Origin of the sequence: Ensifer sp. 22521, assembly GCF_052044795.1 — a bacterium.
In the GTDB taxonomy this organism is placed as follows: Bacteria; Pseudomonadota; Alphaproteobacteria; order Rhizobiales; family Rhizobiaceae; genus Ensifer.
The window spans coordinates 169,746-187,612 of the sequence record NZ_JBQENM010000004.1 but is presented as its reverse complement, the minus strand read 5'-3'; the positions used below and the strand labels follow the sequence as shown (position 1 = coordinate 187,612).

The following is a 17,867-nucleotide window of genomic DNA, read 5'->3' as shown; positions in this document are numbered from 1 at the left end:
ATGACGAAGCAAAGGAAACTTCTCATTGGTTGCGTGGCGGATGACTTCACAGGCGCAACCGACGTTGCCGGGATCTTTGCCAAGTCAGGCATGAAGACCACGGTTCTGATCGACATCCCCGAGGGCGGGTTGTCGATCGACGCCGATGCTATCGTTATCGCGCTCAAAACGCGCACCATCGCTTCCCATCAGGCGGTTAGTCAGTCTCTGGCCGCACTCCGATGGCTACGCGACCGAGGTGCTGAGAGGATTTACTTCAAGTACTGCTCGACATTCGACTCCACAGCCAACGGTAACATCGGGCCCGTAATCGATGCCATGCTTGAGGAGTTGGCCAGCGGCTTCACTATCGCTTGCCCAGCGTTTCCAGCAAATGGCCGCACGATTTACAAGGGCAACCTTTTCGTCGGCGACGTCCCGCTCAACGAGTCCGGTATGAAGGACCATCCGCTCACCCCGATGACGGATTCGAACCTTGTACGGGTCCTCACCTCGCAGACGAAACATCGAGTTGCCCCCTGTTATCGAGATACGGTCATCAGGGGGGCAGCTGACGTGCGCGACTGGGCGTCCAAGGCGGAGGCCGACGGCATTGGAGTGGCGATTGTGGACGCCATTGCCGATGAAGACCTCGAAATCATCGCCCAAGCTTTCGCCGACGCACCACTCCTGACGGGTGCGTCCGGCTTAGCTTTCGGACTGGCAACGGTCCTGTTTAAGGATCGGCGGAATGTGGAAAGCAGGCCGGGATACTCGAACACAGTGGGATCGAGGGCCGTGGTATCGGGCAGTTGCTCGGTAGCGACTAATGGCCAAGTGGAGGCGATGCTCAGAGACCATGAAGGCTTCAAGGTGGACGTCGCATCGCTCGCATCGGGCGAAGACGTCTTTTCCAAGGCGCTCAAGTGGGCTGCTGGCAGGCTCGGCCGCAAGCCCATTCTTTTCTACGCGACAGCAAATCCGGAGGAAGTGAAAGCAAACCAATCGAGATTCGGTGTGGCCGAAGCCGGCGAAATGGTCGAAAGCACACTTGCGCGGATTGCCAGATCCCTCGTCGATCTCGGAGTCTCCGAATTGATCGTCGCTGGCGGCGAGACGTCGGGAGCTGTCGTCAAACACCTTGGCATAAATCGACTTGATATCGGCAACGAGATCGCCCCCGGCGTGCCGTGGGTCAGCGCACCGCTCAGTTCCGGGCAGATATGGCTAGCGCTGAAGTCGGGAAATTTTGGAGGGCGAGAGTTTTTCGTGGACGCCTGGGAAAGAATTCAATGACGGCTATAGTATCCGAGGAAACCAGAACCCGCGACAGCATCGCGAAGGCCGGTAAGTCCATATTCGACCGAGGCCTGACTTCGGGCTCGACCGGAAACATCAGCGTGAGACTTTCAGACAGCCGCATGTTGATGACCCCTACCAACGCATCCCTTGGAATGCTTGAGCCCGAGCGGCTCTCGCTCTTTTCAGCGGAGGGTGTCCATGTAGGCGGCGACAAGCCAACCAAGGAGGCGTTTCTGCACAAATGCATGTATTGCGCCGGCAAGGCACGAAGCGCCGTCGTTCATCTGCATTCCACCTATTCCGTCGCTGCCAGCATTCTAATGGATGTCGACGAGCGCGACGTGCTTCCACCGCTCACGGCATACTACGTCATGCGCGTCGGAACCCTCCCGTTGGTGCCCTATTATCCGCCGGGTGACGAAGCCCTCGCGGCAGCAGTCGGCGCGGCAGCCGAGAAACACCATGCCATCCTTATGGCGAACCACGGGCCCGTCGTCGCTGGCAAAACGCTTGAGGACGCGCAGTATGCCATCGAAGAACTGGAGGAGACAGCCAAGCTCTTTCTTCTTCTACAAAACCGCGACGTTCGCCCCCTTACCGCGGACCAAAAAGAGGCGCTCCTGGACCGCTCGAAATAAGCGAGCCCTATTTTCTCAATCACGGCCGTCGACCAGTAGATAATGATGAGGCCATATGCGCTCTGGTCGTGAGCCAGCGGCTAACGGCCTATACTTCGACGAAATAGTACCCGTTTATCCATTTCTCGCGGGCCTCCCGGAACGGATTGTTCGTCTCCAGGTGGCTCTCTAACGGCGGATCTTGTTCCCAGGCTTCGTCGATGAGGCACCAAAAGGTGGAGCCGTTCAGTGTTGCAGTGAAATCCTCGAGTGTCATTGTGATGCCTACGAGTGCCGCTGTTGCGCTTTAGGTAGTGCGAATCCTTCTTCCAGCAAAGTCGTACGCTGATCACGCCTTCAGTCCTCTCTATGTTCCTTAAAGCAACGCGCGAACACGCTTATTGACTCATTATACCAGTATAGGTATTACCTCATACGTCATAGAACGCATGGAGGATTTGATGACTGCGATCGCACTGTTTGGGGCAGGTGGCAAAATGGGTTGCCGTCTATCCAAAAACCTCAAGGGCTCGAGGTTCGACGTCCGGCACGTCGAGGTGAGCGCGGAAGGCAAAGAACGCCTCAAAAGTGAACTTGGACTTGGTACAGTGGAAGTCGATGACGCCCTTGACGGCGTCGATGTGGTGATCCTTGCCGTGCCGGACACGGCAATCGGCAAAGTCTCTGCGGGCATTGAACGGAAACTCCGGCCGGGTACGATCGTCATCGCGCTAGATGCCGCCGCGCCCGCGGCCGGACACCTGCCGAACCGCGGCGACCTCACCTATTTCGTCACCCATCCCTGCCACCCGCCGATCTTCAACGACGAGACCGATCTCACCGCGAAGCGCGACTTTTTCGGCGGCGTGGCAGCCAAGCAGCACATCGTTTCCGCCCTTATGCAGGGGCCCGAAGAGCACTGGGCGCTCGGGGAGGAAGTGGCCAAGGTCATCTGGGCTCCGGTGATGCGCTCGCACAGGGTAACGGTTGACCAAATCGCACTGCTGGAGCCAGGCCTCTCCGAGACGGTGTGCGCGTCGCTGCTTTACGTCATGCGTCAGGCGATGGACGAATGCGTGGCCCGCGGGGTGCCGAAAGAAGCGGCCCGCGACTTTCTACTGGGCCACATGAATGTTCTCGGTGCGGTGATCTTCGAGGAGACGCCCGGCGTGTTCTCCGACGCCTGCAACAAGGCGATCGAATTCGGCATCCCAGTGCTGATGAAAGACGACTGGAAGAAGGTTTTCGAGCCGAGGGAGATTGCGGAAAGCATCCGCCGCATCACCTGACCTCCACTTCCAAGACGGAGTTCCAGAACATGAATACGACGATCATCGAGGTCGCCTTGAACGGTCCATGGACCCGAAAGCGGCAACCGAGGATACCGATCGCAGCGAATGAGATTATCGAGGACGCGATCGCTTGCTGCAAGGCCGGGGCTTCGGTCGTCCATTTCCATGCCTACGATGTCGAAACGGGTGACCAGACCACCGAACTCGCGGTGATCGAGCAAATCATCACCGGCATCCGTGCCGAAACGGACGCGTTGATCTACCCCGCCATCCGCTACATGAGCAATTCGGAGGCCATTCAGGCGAACTCAGGCAAGCGGCGATACGACCATTTCTCAGCTCTCGGCCGGCGTCGAAAGCTCGACTGGCTCATCGTCGATCCGGGGTCAACTAACCTCGTCCGGTACACCGACAGCAATCTTGACGACGCGGTCGTGGATATCAACACGCCCGCGGCCATACGACACGGGCTGGAGGTGGCGGCGGAGTGCGGGCTGAACCCGACCATGGCCATCTACGACCCGGGATACCTGCGGCTCGCGCACCACTTGGTCGGCCAGAACCCGCGTCTGAAAAAACCGATATACCGGTTCATGTTCTCGGAGCAACTGACCTTCGGTTTCCCGCCCCGCACTTACGCCCTCCTTGCCTACATGGAGCTCTACCGTGAGCTCGGGATTTCAGCGCCTTGGATGGTGGCGGGATTGGGAACGAACGTCCTTCCGCTTGTGCCGGAAGTCGTGAGACGGGGAGGACATGTGCGGGCCGGACTGGAGGATTTCGATCTCGGCTCGGCAACAGGAAACCTCGCCTTGGTGGAGGCCACGGCGAAGGCAATCGAAGCCGCCGGAGGGACAGTGGCTTCGACGAAGGAGGCGCGGAGGATTCTAGCCTAACCAAACCCATGCCATTCAATCACTCGGGAGGAGAAAATGAAGGCATCTCTAGCATCTAGCTTACTGAAAGCTCTGTCCTTGGCTGCGGCCGTTGCCGTTCCAGCCAAGGCCCAAGAATACAACGAGCACAAACTCAAGTTGAGTTACGTTGTCCCCAAGACACACTCTTACGGAGCAGGCGTCGAATTCCTGGAAAGATGGCTCGACGAGAAATCCGGCGGCAAAATCCAGCTTAAAGGCTATTCTGACGGTCTGCTTGGAGCCGAGGTTCAGTCCATCTCCGGGGCAAAGGGTAACGTGATCCAACTCGCGGTAGTCTCCACCGCGGCCGCAGCGACGACCGTCCCTGCCTTCGGCCTCTTCGATATGCCCTATCTTTTCCGCACGCACGCAGAAGCGGACGCGATCCTTGATGGCGAGATCGGATCGGACATTCTTGGAAAGCTCGAAGAGAACTCCCTTATCGGCCTCTGCTACTGGGAAAACGGTTTTCGTCAAGTAACGAACAACAAACACCCGATCATGAAGCTCGAAGATTTCGCTGGGTTAAAGATCAGGACCATTGAAAACCCGGTATTTATCGACACCTTCAACACTCTCGGAGCCAACGCTGTTCCGATGGCCTTTACGGAGGTCTATTCGGCGCTCGAGACGGGCGCGATAGATGGTCAGGAAACGCCCCATAACAGCATCTCGACCAGCAGATTTTACGAGGTTCAAAAATACGTCAGCGAAACGGGGCACATCTACGGTGCCGCAGTCGTGCTCGCAAGCAAGGGCCTCTGGGACCAGCTGAACGAAGATGAGCGCAACCTTCTCAGGAAGGGCTGTGAAGAGGCCCGCGCGTTCGAGCGGGGCAAAAACAGGGAGAATGACCCCAAGCTCAAGGAAAGCCTTGTTGCGGAAGGCATGGAGGCCAACGGACTTTCGCCAGAAGAGCTAGGCCGTATCCAACAAGCCCTGAAACCCGTCTACGACAAGCATGCCGATCGGATCGGCCGCGAGACCGTCGACAGCGCTCTCAAGGCGCTCGAGGAAATGAGGAAGGCCAACTAAGCCCTTCCCGGCGACGCGCTACTTCGTGGCGCGTCCGCAAGACCTACGAGGCACCGAGATGCAAAACACTACACTATTGCTTACGCGGATCGTCCGCACCGCCATCGCGCTTCTGCTGATGGGCATGGTTGTTCTTACGTTCACAAACGTGGTTCTCCGATACGCCGCCAACAGCGGGCTTTCCTTTTCGGAAGAACTATCGCGATGGTTCTATGTATGGTTGGTTTTCATCGGCTCCATATTGGCGCTCTACGAGCGCGGTCATATAGCCATGGAAGGCATCCTTCACTCCCTTCCCCGCCCGATGCAATCGGCCTGCAACATCGCCAGCGCGCTCATGATGGTCGGCGTTTCCTGGCTGATATTGAAGGGTAGCTACGAGCAAAGCTGGTTAAACCTTGGCGCGCACGCGCCGGCGACCGGCCTGCCAATGCTCGTCTACTACTTGCCAGGTGTCATTTTCGGCATCGCCTCGATCGCAATTCTGCTCGTTCAATTGGTCGATGTCATTCGCCACGGTGGTCCGCCGGATGCGGATTCGACGCAGTCCGGCTACATCGTGGAGTGACGCCAATGATCATCGTTGTTTTTCTCGGCTCACTTCTGGCCGCCATGGCACTGGGGATGCCAATCGCATTCGCGCTCCTCATCTCGGCAGTCGCGATGATGCTACAGCTGGGTTTGTTCGATTCTCAGATTATCGCCCAGAACCTTGTCGGCGGCGTCGACAGTTTCCCGCTGATGGCTGTGCCCTTCTTCATGCTGGCCGGGGAGGTCATGAACCGTGGTGGACTTTCTCGCCGCGTCATCGATCTGGCGCTTTCCATCGTCGGCCACCTGCGCGGCGGTCTCGGGTACGTCGTCATAATCTCCGCGACCTTGCTATCCGCGATATCAGGATCGGCGATCGCCGACGCTGCCGCCCTCGCAGCGCTGCTTGTTCCGGCCATGGTCGCAGCGGGTCATCAGCCAGCACGGTCAGCCGGCCTGGTAGCGTCGTCGAGCATCATTGCGCCAGTGATCCCTCCGAGCATCGGCTTGGTGCTGTTCGGCGTTACCGCGAACGTTTCTATTACGGGGCTTTTCCTCGGAGGCATCGTTCCCGGCATCGTGATGGCGATGGGGCTGACGGCCACCTGGTTCTATCTTGCCAACAAGGAAAAGGTAGAACTTCCGGCCCGCGCATCCGGAAAAACAGTACTAACCAACGTGCGCCGTGCCGGATGGGCACTCCTCATGCCCGTCATCATCGTTTTCGGCTTGAAACTTGGCGTGTTCACGCCGACCGAGGCCGCGGTAGTTGCGGCCGTATACGCCATATTCGTTTCTGTCGTGGTTTATCGCGAGTTAAGCCTTTCCGCTCTGTTCGAGGTGTTCGTGTCGGCGGCAAAAAGCACTGCCATGGTGATGTTCCTCGTCGGGGCGGCGGTGGTTACGTCGTGGCTGATCGTGATCGCCGATCTTCCGGTGATGCTAAGCGATCTTCTTGCACCATTGGTTGGCTCCCCGCAGTTTCTGATGTTTGTGATCGTCATTATCGTTCTCCTCGTCGGGACTGCGATGGACATGACGCCGACGATCCTCATTCTCACACCCGTTCTGATGCCCGTGGTGAGGGAGGCCGGGATTGATCCGATCTACTTCGGCATCATTTTCATCATCGCCAACTCGATCGGGCTCATCACGCCCCCGGTCGGGACCGTTCTCAACGCAGTCACTGGCGTTACGCGAGTAAAAATGGAAGATGTCATTCGAGGTGCCAATCCATTCCTGGTCGCGCACACCGCCGTGCTCATCCTCCTGCTGCTCGTCCCTCAAATCGTGACGATGCCCTTGGACTGGATGCGGTAACGGCGTGCGGAGTCGGACGCGACGCCGACTCCGCGACGCTCTTGTCTCGAGGAATGGGGACTTGTGCACTAAGCGGAAAAGTACAGGGTCCGACATATGGTCATCCGGCATACAGAAAAGCCAATCGAGGGGCTTGCTCCCATCACCCGGAGAAAGCTGTCCGATGCGGTATTTGACAAACTCAAGCACCTCATCGAGATCGGAGAGCTCAAACCCGGAGACGAAGTGCCATCGGAGCGGATGCTAATGGAGTCACTTCAGGTCGGCCGTCCCGCAGTCCGGGAAGCGATGCAAGCCCTCGCGTCACACGGGCTGATCGAGATCTCGCACGGCGAGCGGTCCAGGGTCGTTCCCTTGACCGCAAAGTCCTTGATAAAGCAGGTAGATATCGCCGCCAAGATGCTCTTGGCGGGCTCGCCGAGCAATCTGGAGGACCTTAAAGCCGCGCGCCTGTTCTTCGAGCGCGGGGTGGTGCGGGAGGCGGCACACAAGGCGACCTCGACCGACATAGAACTCCTCGAAGCCGCACTTCGGTCGCAGAGAGAGGCGTTGGGGCAGCCGGACGCATTCATCGCCGCGGACATGGCATTTCACACCCAGATTGCCAAAATCACCCGCAATTCGATCTTCAGCGCCGTAAGCGAGGCTATGCTCAGCTGGTTACAGGCGTTTCACATCGAACTGTTGCGCCGATCGGGCAAGGAAGACATCACCCTCTCCGAGCACGAGGATATCCTCGAAGCGATACGGTCAAGGAATGCTGATCTCGCCGAAGACGCGCTCGTGCGCCATCTTGAGCGTTCGCGCGATCTCTATGTCACGAAGACCTCATGAGTTCATGAGGGCTGCCATGACGAATGGTCCGTCACTTCGCGTCCTGAACGGACGCAACGGTTAGTTTGACGCCCGCTTGGTCAAGCTCCCTCACCACATCGGCTTCGGGAGCACTATCGGTAATTACGGCGTCGAAGCCCGCGAGGCCCGCCAACACGTGCAGTGCACGATGACCGATGCGCTGATGATTGACCAAGAGATATTTCGAAACGGACGCGGACATCATCGCCCGCTTGGCACGCACGACGCTGTCATCCATGTGGTATGCTAACGTTCCGCTCACGGCAGGTGTCGATATGAAGGCGATGTCGGCAGTCAGGCGCGATAGCGACTCCTCTGTGACCATGCCTAGATATGCGTTGAACTTGGCCGAATAGGTGCCACCAAGCGCAATAAGCGTAATACCGCTCTCTCCCTTCAGTCGCTCCATGACAGCGGCATTGTTGGTAATGACTGTTAGCGGTCGTTTCTCGAGCAACATCTCGCCAAGCACTGCGGCCATCGAGCCGTCATTGACCATCACGGTCATACCCGGCTCGACGAGCTGCAGTGCAGTGTGCGCCATCGCAAGTTTGGCGTCGCCGCCCTGCCGTTCGCGAATCCGAAAATCGCTTTCGAACTGCGTTCCGGCATCGATCGTAGCGCCGCCGCGGACTTTGCGCAGAACGCCCGCCTGTTCCAAGTCATCCAAATCGCGATGGATTGTCATCTTCGAGACTGCGAAGTGACTGGCAAGATTGTCGAGGTCGACCGTTTTGTTTTCGACCAGCATGTCGACGATCTGCTGCCTTCGCTCGTCTCGCTTCAATTTCTTCCCTCTTCAAACCGCATTTACGAACCTAGAGGGAACCTGCCCTATAACGTTTTGCCATTTCCGCAAGGGGAATTTCGGTGATCTTGCAAGCACGTCCGGCTGAACCGAATGCCTCGAACCGCTCAAGACATAGCTTGGTTAGCGCCACCATTGCTGGTTTCAAATATTTCCGGGGGTCGAACTCGGCCGGATCTTCCATAAGGACCCTACGCACCTGCGCGGTCATTGCCATGCGACAATCGGTGTCGATGTTAATCTTTCGTACGCCATGACGGATACCGCGCTGTATTTCCTCAAGCGGTACACCCCACGTGGGCTTCATCTGCCCCCCGTAACGGTTGATGATCTCCTGCAAATCTTCGGGAACGCTCGACGATCCGTGCATGACGAGGTGTGTGTTGGGCAGCTTCTGGTGGATCGCCTCGATGACATCCATGGCGAGGACTTCTCCGTCTGGCCGACGGGAGAATTTGTACGCACCGTGGCTTGTCCCCATCGCAACGGCAAGGGCGTCGACTTTTGTTTCCCTGACGAACTTTGCAGCTTCATCAGGGTCTGTCAGAAGCTGGTGAAGTTCCAGCTTGCCTTCTGCCCCATGTCCGTCCTCTGCCTCGCCCATACCGGTCTCAAGCGAACCGAGGACCCCAAGCTCCCCTTCTACTGAGACGCCGGCCCAATGGGCAATGTCGCTGACAATCCTGGTAACACCGACATTGTAGTCCCAGTCCGCCGGTGTTTTGCCGTCCGCCAGGATTGAGCCATCCATCATGACTGAGGTGAATCCATGCTGAATCGCCGTAGCACAAGTGCTTGGCTCGTTTCCGTGATCCAGGTGAACGCAAACCGGGATGTTGGGATACATCTCTGTCACCGCGTCCATCATGTGCCTGAGCATGATGTCGTTGACATAGGCGCGCGCTCCGCGGCTCGCCTGCAGGATAACCGGCGAGTCCGCTGCGTCGGCCGCCTCCATAATCGCTAGAGCCTGCTCCATATTGTTGATGTTGAACGCCGGAACGCCATATCCGTATTCCGCTGCATCATCCAGCAGCTGGCGAAGGGTGATCTTGGCCATGAAACCTCGCTCAGGGATTTTCGTTGGAATTGAGGTAGTTTGCTATTGTCTCGACTTCCCTCGCCGAGCCGAAGACGAGCGGCGTACGGCAATGGTTGGCAGTCGGGATCTGGTCGAGGATAGGAACGATGCCGTCCGTTGCTTGTCCTCCGGCCTGCTCCATGAGGAACGCGATGGGATTGGCCTCGTACAGCAGACGAAGCCTTCCGTTTTGATAACCGGGCCGCTTGTCGGCTGCGTAGAAAAACACCCCGCCCTTCAGCAGGATGCGGTGTACGTCGCCCACTGCTGAGCCGAGCCAGCGCATGTTGAAGTCACGACCCCGTGGCCCTTCCTTGCCGGCAAGGCAGTCCGCAACATATCGGCCCATTCCGGGCTGAAGATGGCGCTGTAGCGAAGCGTTGAACGCCAGTTCGGAAGTTTCGTGCGGAACCCGTACATCAGGCCGCACAACGACGAATTCTCCGGTCTGAGGGTGCATCGTGGCGAGAAGAACACCGTCCCCCACGGTGAGGCCGAGATCGACTGTGTTCCCGAACGACACGTACCCTGCCGCAACCTGTCTTCTACCCGACATCAGGAAGGGATCTTGGTTCTCATCGAACGGAATGATCGAGAAGATAGTGCCGACGGGCGTACCAAATCCGACGTTTCCCGAACCGTCGATCGGGTCGATAGCCACGGCCAGCCCCGAATTCCTGAATAAGATGGGATCTTCGGCTTCCTCCGAGAGAACCCGCGCGGCACCGGCTCGCTCCAACAACTCCGCGAATAGGGAATGCGAAGCCACGTCGATCGCTTTCTGGGCGTCGCCGTCAGTATTCGCTCCCACCAGCTGAGCCGGGTCGCCCTCGAGAGAGCCACAAGCGATACGTCCCGCGAGAACACACGCTGCGTCGAGAATCCCATGGATGAGCGACGTGACCGCCTCCCGTGAAGCGATACCGTTGGCCCAGTCTGCGAGGTACTGATCCACGGTGAGCGGCCGGCGCGCGGCATCATCGTTTGCGGTGGACGTCGACGAGCTCATGCCTCGCCTCCAACCCTGGCGATCGCGCGGGCGACGATGGCGTCCTGGGTAATGCCGAACTTCTCGTATAAAGTTTCGGCTGGCGCGGAAGCACCGAAACCAGACATGCCGATGACGTCGTCTTCGCTGTCGACGAACTTCGTCCATCCGAACTTCGAAAGCGCCTCTACTGCGATGCGCGGCGCGCTGCCGAGTACCGCGTCTCGATATGTTTTCGGTTGCTGATCGAACAGGTCCCAGCTTGGCATCGATACGACGGCTGTGGGGAGGTTCCGCGCCTCAAGGGCCTCAGCCGCCTTGATTGCGAGAGAGACCTCGGTCCCGGTCGCTATCAAAGTAACCGCGCGCTCGCCGGTGGCCTCCCTAAGCACATAGGCTCCCTTGGCACTAAGATTTGTTCCGTCCCGTTCGGTACGAAGCTGCGGCACATTCTGACGGGACAAAGCCAAGACGGAGGGCGTTTTCTCGCTGCGAAGCGCCAGGTCCCAGCACTCCAGCGTTTCGATCGTATCCGCCGGCCGGAAGACGTGAAGATTTGGCATGGCACGGAGGCTCGCAACATGCTCGACGGGCTGATGCGTCGGCCCGTCTTCGCCAAGGCCTATGGAATCGTGCGTCAGTACGAAAATCGAACGGATTCCCATGAGAGCTGCCACGCGGATTGCATTTCTGCAGTAGTCGGAGAAGACGAGGAACGTGCCGCCATAAGGAATGAACCCACCGTGCACAGCAATACCGTTCATCGCGGCGGCCATAGCGAACTCGCGCACGCCGTAGCTCACGTAGCGACCGCTCTTCGTCGGAGTGAAGTCGCTGTCGACCGCGGACACGCGCGTAAGATTGGAGTGGGTTAGATCAGCAGAGCCGCCGATCATCTCGGGGAGTAGCGCGGTCAGCGTCTCCAGCGCAATTTGGCTCGCCTTGCGGGTTGCCACCGCCTGGGGCTCAACCAACAGCCGTTCTTTCGCGTCCAGTAGCGCCTGCGAATACTCGGCAGGCAGGACGCCCGTTACACGTCGTTCGAATTCGGATCTTTTGTCGATTGAGGTGGCACGCAGACGCCCTTGCCACTCTTCGCGCGCGCCAGCTCCCCTGGCCCCGATTTCACGCCAGCGCCTGAGGATCGCCTCCGGGATTTCAAACGGTGACGACGCCCAGCCATATGCGGCCTTCGTTGCGGCCGCCTCGTCGACCCCGAGTGGCGCGCCATGTGCGGAACTTTTGCCAGCCTTGGAGGGTGAACCATAGCCGATAACCGTCTTTAAGGCGACCAGCGACGGCCGGGTTGTCTCAGCCTTTGCCTCCGATATCGCATGGTCGACCGCTTCAGCCGAATGGCCGTCGACACGCTGGGTGTGCCACCCATAAGCCTGGAAGCGCGCGAGCACGTCTTCTGAGAAGGAGATGTCCGTGGAACCATCGATCGTGATGGCGTTGTCGTCGTAGAGGACTACCAGTTTGCCCAGTTGAAGATGGCCGGCTAGGGAAGCGGCTTCCTGACCAACCCCCTCCATCAGGCACCCGTCGCCGCAGAACACATACGTATGGTGGTCGACGAGTTCCGAACCGAACTCTTCGGCGAGACGGCGTTCCGCGATCGCCATTCCGACGGCCGATGCGATACCCTGCCCGAGCGGCCCGGTCGTGGTCTCGACGCCCGCTGTATGCCCATATTCCGGGTGCCCGGGCGTCTTTGAACCCCACTGACGGAAGTTGCGGATCTCTTCCATCGGCATGCCCTCGTAACCTGTGAGGTAGAGGAGACTGTAGAGGAGCATGGAGCCGTGGCCGTTCGACAGAACGAAGCGGTCGCGGTCAGGCCATGACGGCTTGCTGGCGTCGAACTTCAGATGCTTCGAGAACAGAACGGCTGCCGCGTCTGCCATGCCCATAGGCATGCCGGGGTGGCCTGAATTGGCCGCTTCGACCGCGTCGATAGATAGAACTCGAATGGCGTTCGCGAGGTCGCGATCGAAAACTTCTGTCATATGGCCCTCCTTCATGAGCGGGCACGAATATGGCTTAACACGTCGAAAATCACAATAGTTCATCACAAACTAACATTCTATGTGTGATTTTGTGATACAAAATCACATCTTGCATAAATTTCGCGTGACGAGAGGCAATGCGATCTGCTATTAAGATCATACCTCATACCTCGGGAGAGAACGAATGGAATATGTGCGTTTGGGAGCGACCGGACTGAAAGTCTCACGCTTGGCCCTCGGTTGCATGAGCTTCGGGGAACCGGATCGAGGCAATCATCAATGGACGCTGGGAGAAGCGGAAGCCCGCCCGCTGTTCCGGAAAGCCTTGGACGCGGGGATCAACTTCTTAGACACGGCCAATGTCTATTCTGACGGCACTAGCGAGGAAATTGTCGGGAGGCTCATTAAGGAGCACGGTCGCCGCGACGAAGTTGTGCTGGCAACAAAAGTCTTCGGACGGATGAATGCGAGCCCGAACGGCACAGGTCTTTCGCGCAAGGCCATCCTCTCCGAAGTCGACAATAGCCTTCGACGCCTTGGTACAGACTACATCGACCTCTACCAGACCCACTTTTGGGACAATGACACGCCGATCGAGGAAACGCTTGAGGCGCTCAACGATGTCGTGCGCGCGGGGAAAGTTCGCTACGTCGGCGCGAGCAATATGTACGCTTGGCAGTTCGCAACCGCCCTCCAGATTTCGAAGCGCAAAAGCTGGGCAGCATTCGCGTCAATGCAGCTTCATCTCAACCTCATTTACCGCGAGGAAGAACGCGAGATGCTTCCGCTTTGCCGCGCCGAAGGGATCGGGGTCATGACTTTCAGCCCGCTAGCCCGCGGCATTCTGACGAAAGACAGTGGCACCCAATCAAAGCGAGCAGAGACGGACAACGTAACCGGACGTTTCTATGAGAAAGCAGCAACTGCGGACCAATCGGTCGTAGACGAGGTGGCCAAGATCGCACGGGAGCGCAATCTGCCCCGCGCGCAAGTGGCTTTGGCATGGGTGCTGCAGACGCCGGGCGTCACTTGCCCGATCATCGGAGCGACAAAATCCAGTCATCTGGAAGACGCGATCGGCGCTTTGGACGTCAAGCTTACGGATGAGGAGGTTAAACGCCTTCAAGGACCATACGTCCCCCACGAGGTAGTGGGTCTTATGTAAAATCGCCTGGCCTGCGGCCGTGTTCAAATGGAGAAACGCCCTTATTCAGGGCGTTTCAAGCGGCGTGATTGGCTAGAAATCTCCAAAGTGACTGTAGTCGTGATTATCTCGCTATTCGGGCTTTAGTGCGGAACCCCGTTCCGTTGTACTCACGGATCAGATCGTGGGTTCGAGCCCTGTTTCTCTTCTCGAATTTCGCCGAAGTTTGATAGCGCGAGGGCGCTCCTGTCTCAAAACAAACATTGGCTCGATCACGTTTCCTTGCCGACCATCTCCAGCCCATACCGCTGTTCAGACGCGGACCGCTCGTTGCTCGTATGCACGCGCTTGACTCGCGATCGATCGAGAACATAATAAGAACATACTGCAGCGAGCAGGCAACCAACCTGTAACTTGAGATGATGAGTTCCGGCGTCAGCTGGAGAAGGAGAAACCATGTCCGCAGTTCAGCTAGCGCCGGATACAGAAGCAAATGAACAGTTGGCCGATGAATTCGCCACCGCCGTCGCATGGCACAATGGCGACAGGGAAGCCACAATCCGAACGCTTCTCGCCGACTGCAAGCACCTGCGCGAGCAACTGGCTCTTGCCGAAGTATCGATGAGTGTCGGCTTCGCTCGTGGGTGGCGTCCATGCGCGGACCGAGCCGAGGAGGCGCTATGAGTGACGCCAGAAATCGACCCCAACGATCGAGCACACGCGACCCGATAAAGTTGATTATAGCAGTCGTCGCATGGGTTTTGTCTGTTGGACTGGCCCTCGCTGATGAGGCTCTAATCGGCCGTGCTTCTGTTATCGACGGAGACACAATCGAAATCTCGGGAGAGCGGATCAGGCTCTACAGCATCGGCGCTCCCGAATCATGGCAGATATGCGAAGACGCAGACGGGCTCGAATATCGATGCGGCCAGAATGCGGCCGGGACGCTGGACCGCTTTCTCAGAGAATCCAGACCCACTCGTTGTGAACATCTCGGGCGAGATCGATACCAACGGGTACTTGCAATCTGCTTCCACGCCGACGGCTCCGAGGTCAATCGGTGGCTGGTCGAGAACGGTCACCCGTGGATTGGCCACGATACAGCACCGGCCGTTACGTTGATGCGCAGCTCGCCGCGCGGTCCCGGGCACTTGGGCTTTGGCAGGGGCACTTTCAACAACCTTGTGAAGCGCGCGCGCTACGCGCGAGGCGACCACCCTCCTGCTGACTTGGTGCAGGTCGGCTCGTTGGCCTCATGATCTTAGGATTGGAGCTTCCAAACCAAGCGCTTAGCAACCGTGCATCTATGCTGACTTGCTCCCTCCGAGCGCAGCCTCCTCGGGAGTGAGACTTCGAGGCGCAGCTGCCCTGCGCAAGCGATCGTTGAGCGCAAGTCCAAGCCCGCAATCGGGTATAGGGACAACCGCGATCGTCGAGACGCCAAGCTCGTCGGCCGCCTTGAGGGTCGCGTAGAGGTTGACTGCGACTTCTTCCAGGCTGCCATTTGGGCTTAGGTCAAAGACCCGCGCACAATCTCCCTCGCCAGGAACGAAAGCCCCGCCGACCTTCAGCAAGACCTCTCCCTTCATCGCCTCCATCGCGTCAAGTCGTACGCTTGCCCGAGGAGCATAGTGAGAAGTGAGCATTCCGGGAGCCACGACCCTTCCCGGAACCTCCCGGAAGGTGATCGGAAGACCTGCGACGCGCTCGATAAGCTCGACTGGGAGACCGCCCGGACGCAGGAGTTCGATACCGCCGTTTCCAACTGCCAGGATTGTCGACTCTACTCCGATCTTCGTCGGGCCACCGTCGAGGATTAGGGGAACTTCGTCACCGAAGTCATCTCGAACGTGCTGCGCAGTGGTCGCGCTCACCTTGCCAGAGATATTGGCGCTGGGTGCCGCGAGAGGTTTTCCAAAAGACCGGATCAAGTCGCGGCTAAATCCAGCCGGGATCCGTATGGCAACGGTGCTTAGGCCCGCCGTCGTCCTGGATGGGAGTCCGCAAGAAGGGTTTGCCTGAAGGACAAGTGTCATCGGGCCTGGCCAGAATGCCTCTGCAAGACGAAGGCTGACAGGGTCCAGATCTGCGTAGATTGATACCATCTCCATATCGGAACAATGGCAAATCAAAGGGTTAAAGCTCGGACGCCGTTTGACTTCGAAGACGCGCGCGACCGCGCTCTCATTCGTGGCGTCGGCGGCGAGACCGTAAACGGTTTCCGTTGGTATCGCGATCACCTCGCCTTTGCAAAGTGCTTCCACACCAGCTGATACCGCTCGGCGCGGGTTCGTAGCGACTTCCATAATCATCAAAAGGCCCTCGATTTTCGCGGCATCAATTACCCCTGAAAAAACCTCTTGTCAAAATAGGTATGACCTTATACCTTCCGATAAAGATCGATTGAGGAGTTGGTCGATGGGAGGTCTCATGAAAACCGGTAGTGTCACTTCTGACGCGCCTGCCAGCGGACTGCTGCTCGAGGCGGACGGGGTTGCGAAGGCATTCCACGGCGTGCCCGCGCTACGTCAGGGTCACCTGAAACTGCGACCCGGCACTGTCCACGCTCTGTGTGGTGGCAACGGTGCTGGCAAGTCGACGTTCCTGAACATCGTTATGGGTCTTCTTCGGAGGGACGAGGGTTCAATTAGGATCAAAGGCGAGGTCGTCGACTTTCGTTCGGCGAGCGAAGCCCTCGATCACGGAATCGCAATCATCACACAGGAACTCTCGCCGGTTCTTGAGATGACCGTCGCCGAGAACATCTATCTCGGGCGAGAGCCCAAGCGCTTCGGGGCATTCATCGACTTTTTGGCACTGGAAACTCAGGCCCAAGAACTGCTGGACGATATCGGCTTTCCGATCCGTGCCGGCGCTCGCATGTCCAATCTCAGCCTCGCGGAAACTCAGCTAGTCGAGATTGCAAAGGCGCTGAGCTTCGACGCCGACATTGTCATCATGGACGAACCGACATCGGCGATCGGCGAGCACGAAGCTCACATCTTGTTCAGCGCCATAGAGCGACTGAAGCGCCGAGGGTCAGGGATTATATACGTATCCCACAAGCTATCTGAGATCTTCGAGATCGCAGACGAATACACCGTGTTCCGTGACGGCAACTATATCGTCAGCGGCCTCATGACGGACATCACGCGAAAGGAACTGGTCACCCACATCGTGGGACGCGAGGTCAAGGTCGTTGAAAAAGAGCGCCCGAATGCGGGCTCGCCGATCCTGCTCGAGGTCAAGAACCTCTCTCGCGAGAACGAATTCAGGGACATCTCGATTTCCGTTGCGGCAGGAGAAGTCTTCGGCATCTACGGCCTGCTCGGCTCTGGCCGTACCGAGTTCCTGGAGGCGGTTTACGGGATGGAAGAACCGACCTCAGGTGAAGTGGTTTTGGCAGGAAAGCGCGTCCCCAAGGGCAAGCCACGCGAATCTATCAAAATGGGCATGGCAATGGTCTCGGAGGATCGGAAAGACAGTGGCCTCGTACTGTCGTCTTCGATCGCACACAACATCACACTTTCCGCACTTTCACTCATGGCAGTGAGCGGCTTCGTCAGGCAGCAGAAAGAGCGCGAAGTCGTAGATGAGATGATCCGGTCCCAACGGATAAAGGCCAGTTCGTCGGACTTGACGGTCGAAAGCCTCAGCGGAGGAAACCAGCAAAAGGTTGTCTTCGCCCGATGCCTGACAACCAACCCTCGCCTGTTGATCTGCGACGAACCGACCCGCGGCATCGATGAAGGTTCGAAGCAGGAAATCTATACCTTCCTTCGTGACTTCGCCGCGAAGGGTCACGGCGTCCTAGTCGTGTCGTCCGAAGCTCCGGAAATCCTGCAGGTCAGCGACCGGATCGCAATCTTCAAGGGTGGCACCTTGGTGGACGTAATCGACGGACACGGAGCTACACAGCAAACAATCATGGAGCTTGCCAGCTGAGGAGCATGCGCTCCCCGACCTTCAGGTTTCGCAAACACCAATGT

General features: G+C 58.1%; 16 protein-coding genes and 1 pseudogene. 12 read left to right on the top strand and 5 right to left on the bottom strand.

Translation table 11 applies throughout. The features are described from left to right. The 8 genes from otnK (at position 1) to ACTJKE_RS06905 (ending at position 7,827) form a co-directional block, all read left to right on the top strand. Positions 1-1,275 carry a 3-oxo-tetronate kinase gene (gene otnK / locus ACTJKE_RS06940; RefSeq protein WP_060520440.1) on the top strand — a complete coding sequence of 425 codons (1,275 nt, stop codon included), beginning with the start codon at positions 1-3 and terminating at the stop codon, positions 1,273-1,275. Then, positions 1,272-1,919 (top strand): 3-oxo-tetronate 4-phosphate decarboxylase, encoded by a 648-nt coding sequence (otnC, locus tag ACTJKE_RS06935; RefSeq protein ID WP_060520441.1) that lies wholly within the window; start codon positions 1,272-1,274, stop codon positions 1,917-1,919. The genes otnK and otnC overlap by 4 nt, the downstream gene beginning before the upstream one ends. Before the next feature lie 440 nt (positions 1,920-2,359). Continuing rightward, positions 2,360-3,187 carry a phosphogluconate dehydrogenase C-terminal domain-containing protein gene (locus ACTJKE_RS06930; RefSeq protein ID WP_060520442.1) on the top strand — a complete coding sequence of 276 codons (828 nt, stop codon included), beginning with the start codon at positions 2,360-2,362 and terminating at the stop codon, positions 3,185-3,187. A 29-nt stretch (positions 3,188-3,216) separates the two neighbouring features. Further along, positions 3,217-4,086: a 3-keto-5-aminohexanoate cleavage protein gene (locus tag ACTJKE_RS06925; protein ID WP_060520443.1), complete on the top strand. Its 870-nt coding sequence runs from the start codon at positions 3,217-3,219 to the stop codon at positions 4,084-4,086. 36 nt (positions 4,087-4,122) lie between these two features. Continuing rightward, positions 4,123-5,142, top strand: coding sequence for a DctP family TRAP transporter solute-binding subunit (locus ACTJKE_RS06920; protein ID WP_063891218.1), 1,020 nt, complete (start codon positions 4,123-4,125; stop codon positions 5,140-5,142). Positions 5,143-5,167: 25 nt separating this feature from the next. Then, positions 5,168-5,710 (top strand): TRAP transporter small permease, encoded by a 543-nt coding sequence (locus ACTJKE_RS06915; protein WP_440691532.1) that lies wholly within the window; start codon positions 5,168-5,170, stop codon positions 5,708-5,710. 5 nt (positions 5,711-5,715) lie between these two features. Further along, positions 5,716-6,993, top strand: a complete 1,278-nt coding sequence (locus ACTJKE_RS06910; RefSeq protein WP_060520446.1) for a TRAP transporter large permease — start codon at positions 5,716-5,718, stop codon at positions 6,991-6,993. 96 nt (positions 6,994-7,089) lie between these two features. Beyond that, on the top strand, positions 7,090-7,827 hold the full coding sequence (locus ACTJKE_RS06905) for a transcriptional regulator NanR (RefSeq protein WP_060520447.1): 738 nt from the start codon (positions 7,090-7,092) through the stop codon (positions 7,825-7,827). A gap of 31 nt (positions 7,828-7,858) precedes the next feature. Here ACTJKE_RS06905 and ACTJKE_RS06900 read toward each other — a convergent pair whose 3' ends face one another. Genes ACTJKE_RS06900 through tkt form a run of 4 tightly spaced genes read right to left on the bottom strand, consistent with a single transcriptional unit; the run spans position 7,859 to position 12,734 of the window. Beyond that, positions 7,859-8,635, bottom strand: coding sequence for a DeoR/GlpR family DNA-binding transcription regulator (locus ACTJKE_RS06900; RefSeq protein ID WP_060520448.1), 777 nt, complete (start codon positions 8,633-8,635; stop codon positions 7,859-7,861). 31 nt (positions 8,636-8,666) lie between these two features. Further along, positions 8,667-9,716, bottom strand: a complete 1,050-nt coding sequence (gene fba / locus ACTJKE_RS06895) for a class II fructose-bisphosphate aldolase (RefSeq protein WP_060520449.1) — start codon at positions 9,714-9,716, stop codon at positions 8,667-8,669. A gap of 10 nt (positions 9,717-9,726) precedes the next feature. Further along, positions 9,727-10,746 (bottom strand): class 1 fructose-bisphosphatase, encoded by a 1,020-nt coding sequence (locus ACTJKE_RS06890; protein WP_060520450.1) that lies wholly within the window; start codon positions 10,744-10,746, stop codon positions 9,727-9,729. Then, positions 10,743-12,734, bottom strand: a complete 1,992-nt coding sequence (gene tkt / locus ACTJKE_RS06885; protein ID WP_250806554.1) for a transketolase — start codon at positions 12,732-12,734, stop codon at positions 10,743-10,745. Before tkt ends, ACTJKE_RS06890 begins: the two co-directional genes overlap by 4 nt. 184 nt (positions 12,735-12,918) lie before the next feature. Here tkt and ACTJKE_RS06880 point away from each other — a divergent pair, with 184 nt between their 5' ends. The 3 genes and pseudogenes from ACTJKE_RS06880 (at position 12,919) to ACTJKE_RS06870 (ending at position 15,106) form a co-directional block, all read left to right on the top strand. Then, on the top strand, positions 12,919-13,899 hold the full coding sequence (locus ACTJKE_RS06880; protein WP_060520452.1) for an aldo/keto reductase: 981 nt from the start codon (positions 12,919-12,921) through the stop codon (positions 13,897-13,899). Positions 13,900-14,334: 435 nt separating this feature from the next. After that, entirely contained in the window at positions 14,335-14,562 is a 228-nt protein-coding gene (locus tag ACTJKE_RS06875; RefSeq protein WP_060520453.1) for a hypothetical protein, read from the top strand. 44 nt (positions 14,563-14,606) lie between these two features. Beyond that, positions 14,607-15,106: pseudogene (locus ACTJKE_RS06870) on the top strand (thermonuclease family protein). Positions 15,107-15,182: 76 nt separating this feature from the next. Here the strand turns inward: ACTJKE_RS06870 and ACTJKE_RS06865 are convergent. After that, positions 15,183-16,190 (bottom strand): L-threonylcarbamoyladenylate synthase, encoded by a 1,008-nt coding sequence (locus tag ACTJKE_RS06865; RefSeq protein ID WP_060520454.1) that lies wholly within the window; start codon positions 16,188-16,190, stop codon positions 15,183-15,185. 118 nt (positions 16,191-16,308) lie between these two features. Here ACTJKE_RS06865 and ACTJKE_RS06860 point away from each other — a divergent pair, with 118 nt between their 5' ends. Beyond that, positions 16,309-17,823: a sugar ABC transporter ATP-binding protein gene (locus ACTJKE_RS06860; protein WP_440691527.1), complete on the top strand. Its 1,515-nt coding sequence runs from the start codon at positions 16,309-16,311 to the stop codon at positions 17,821-17,823. The last annotated feature ends 44 nt before the right edge of the window (positions 17,824-17,867 follow it).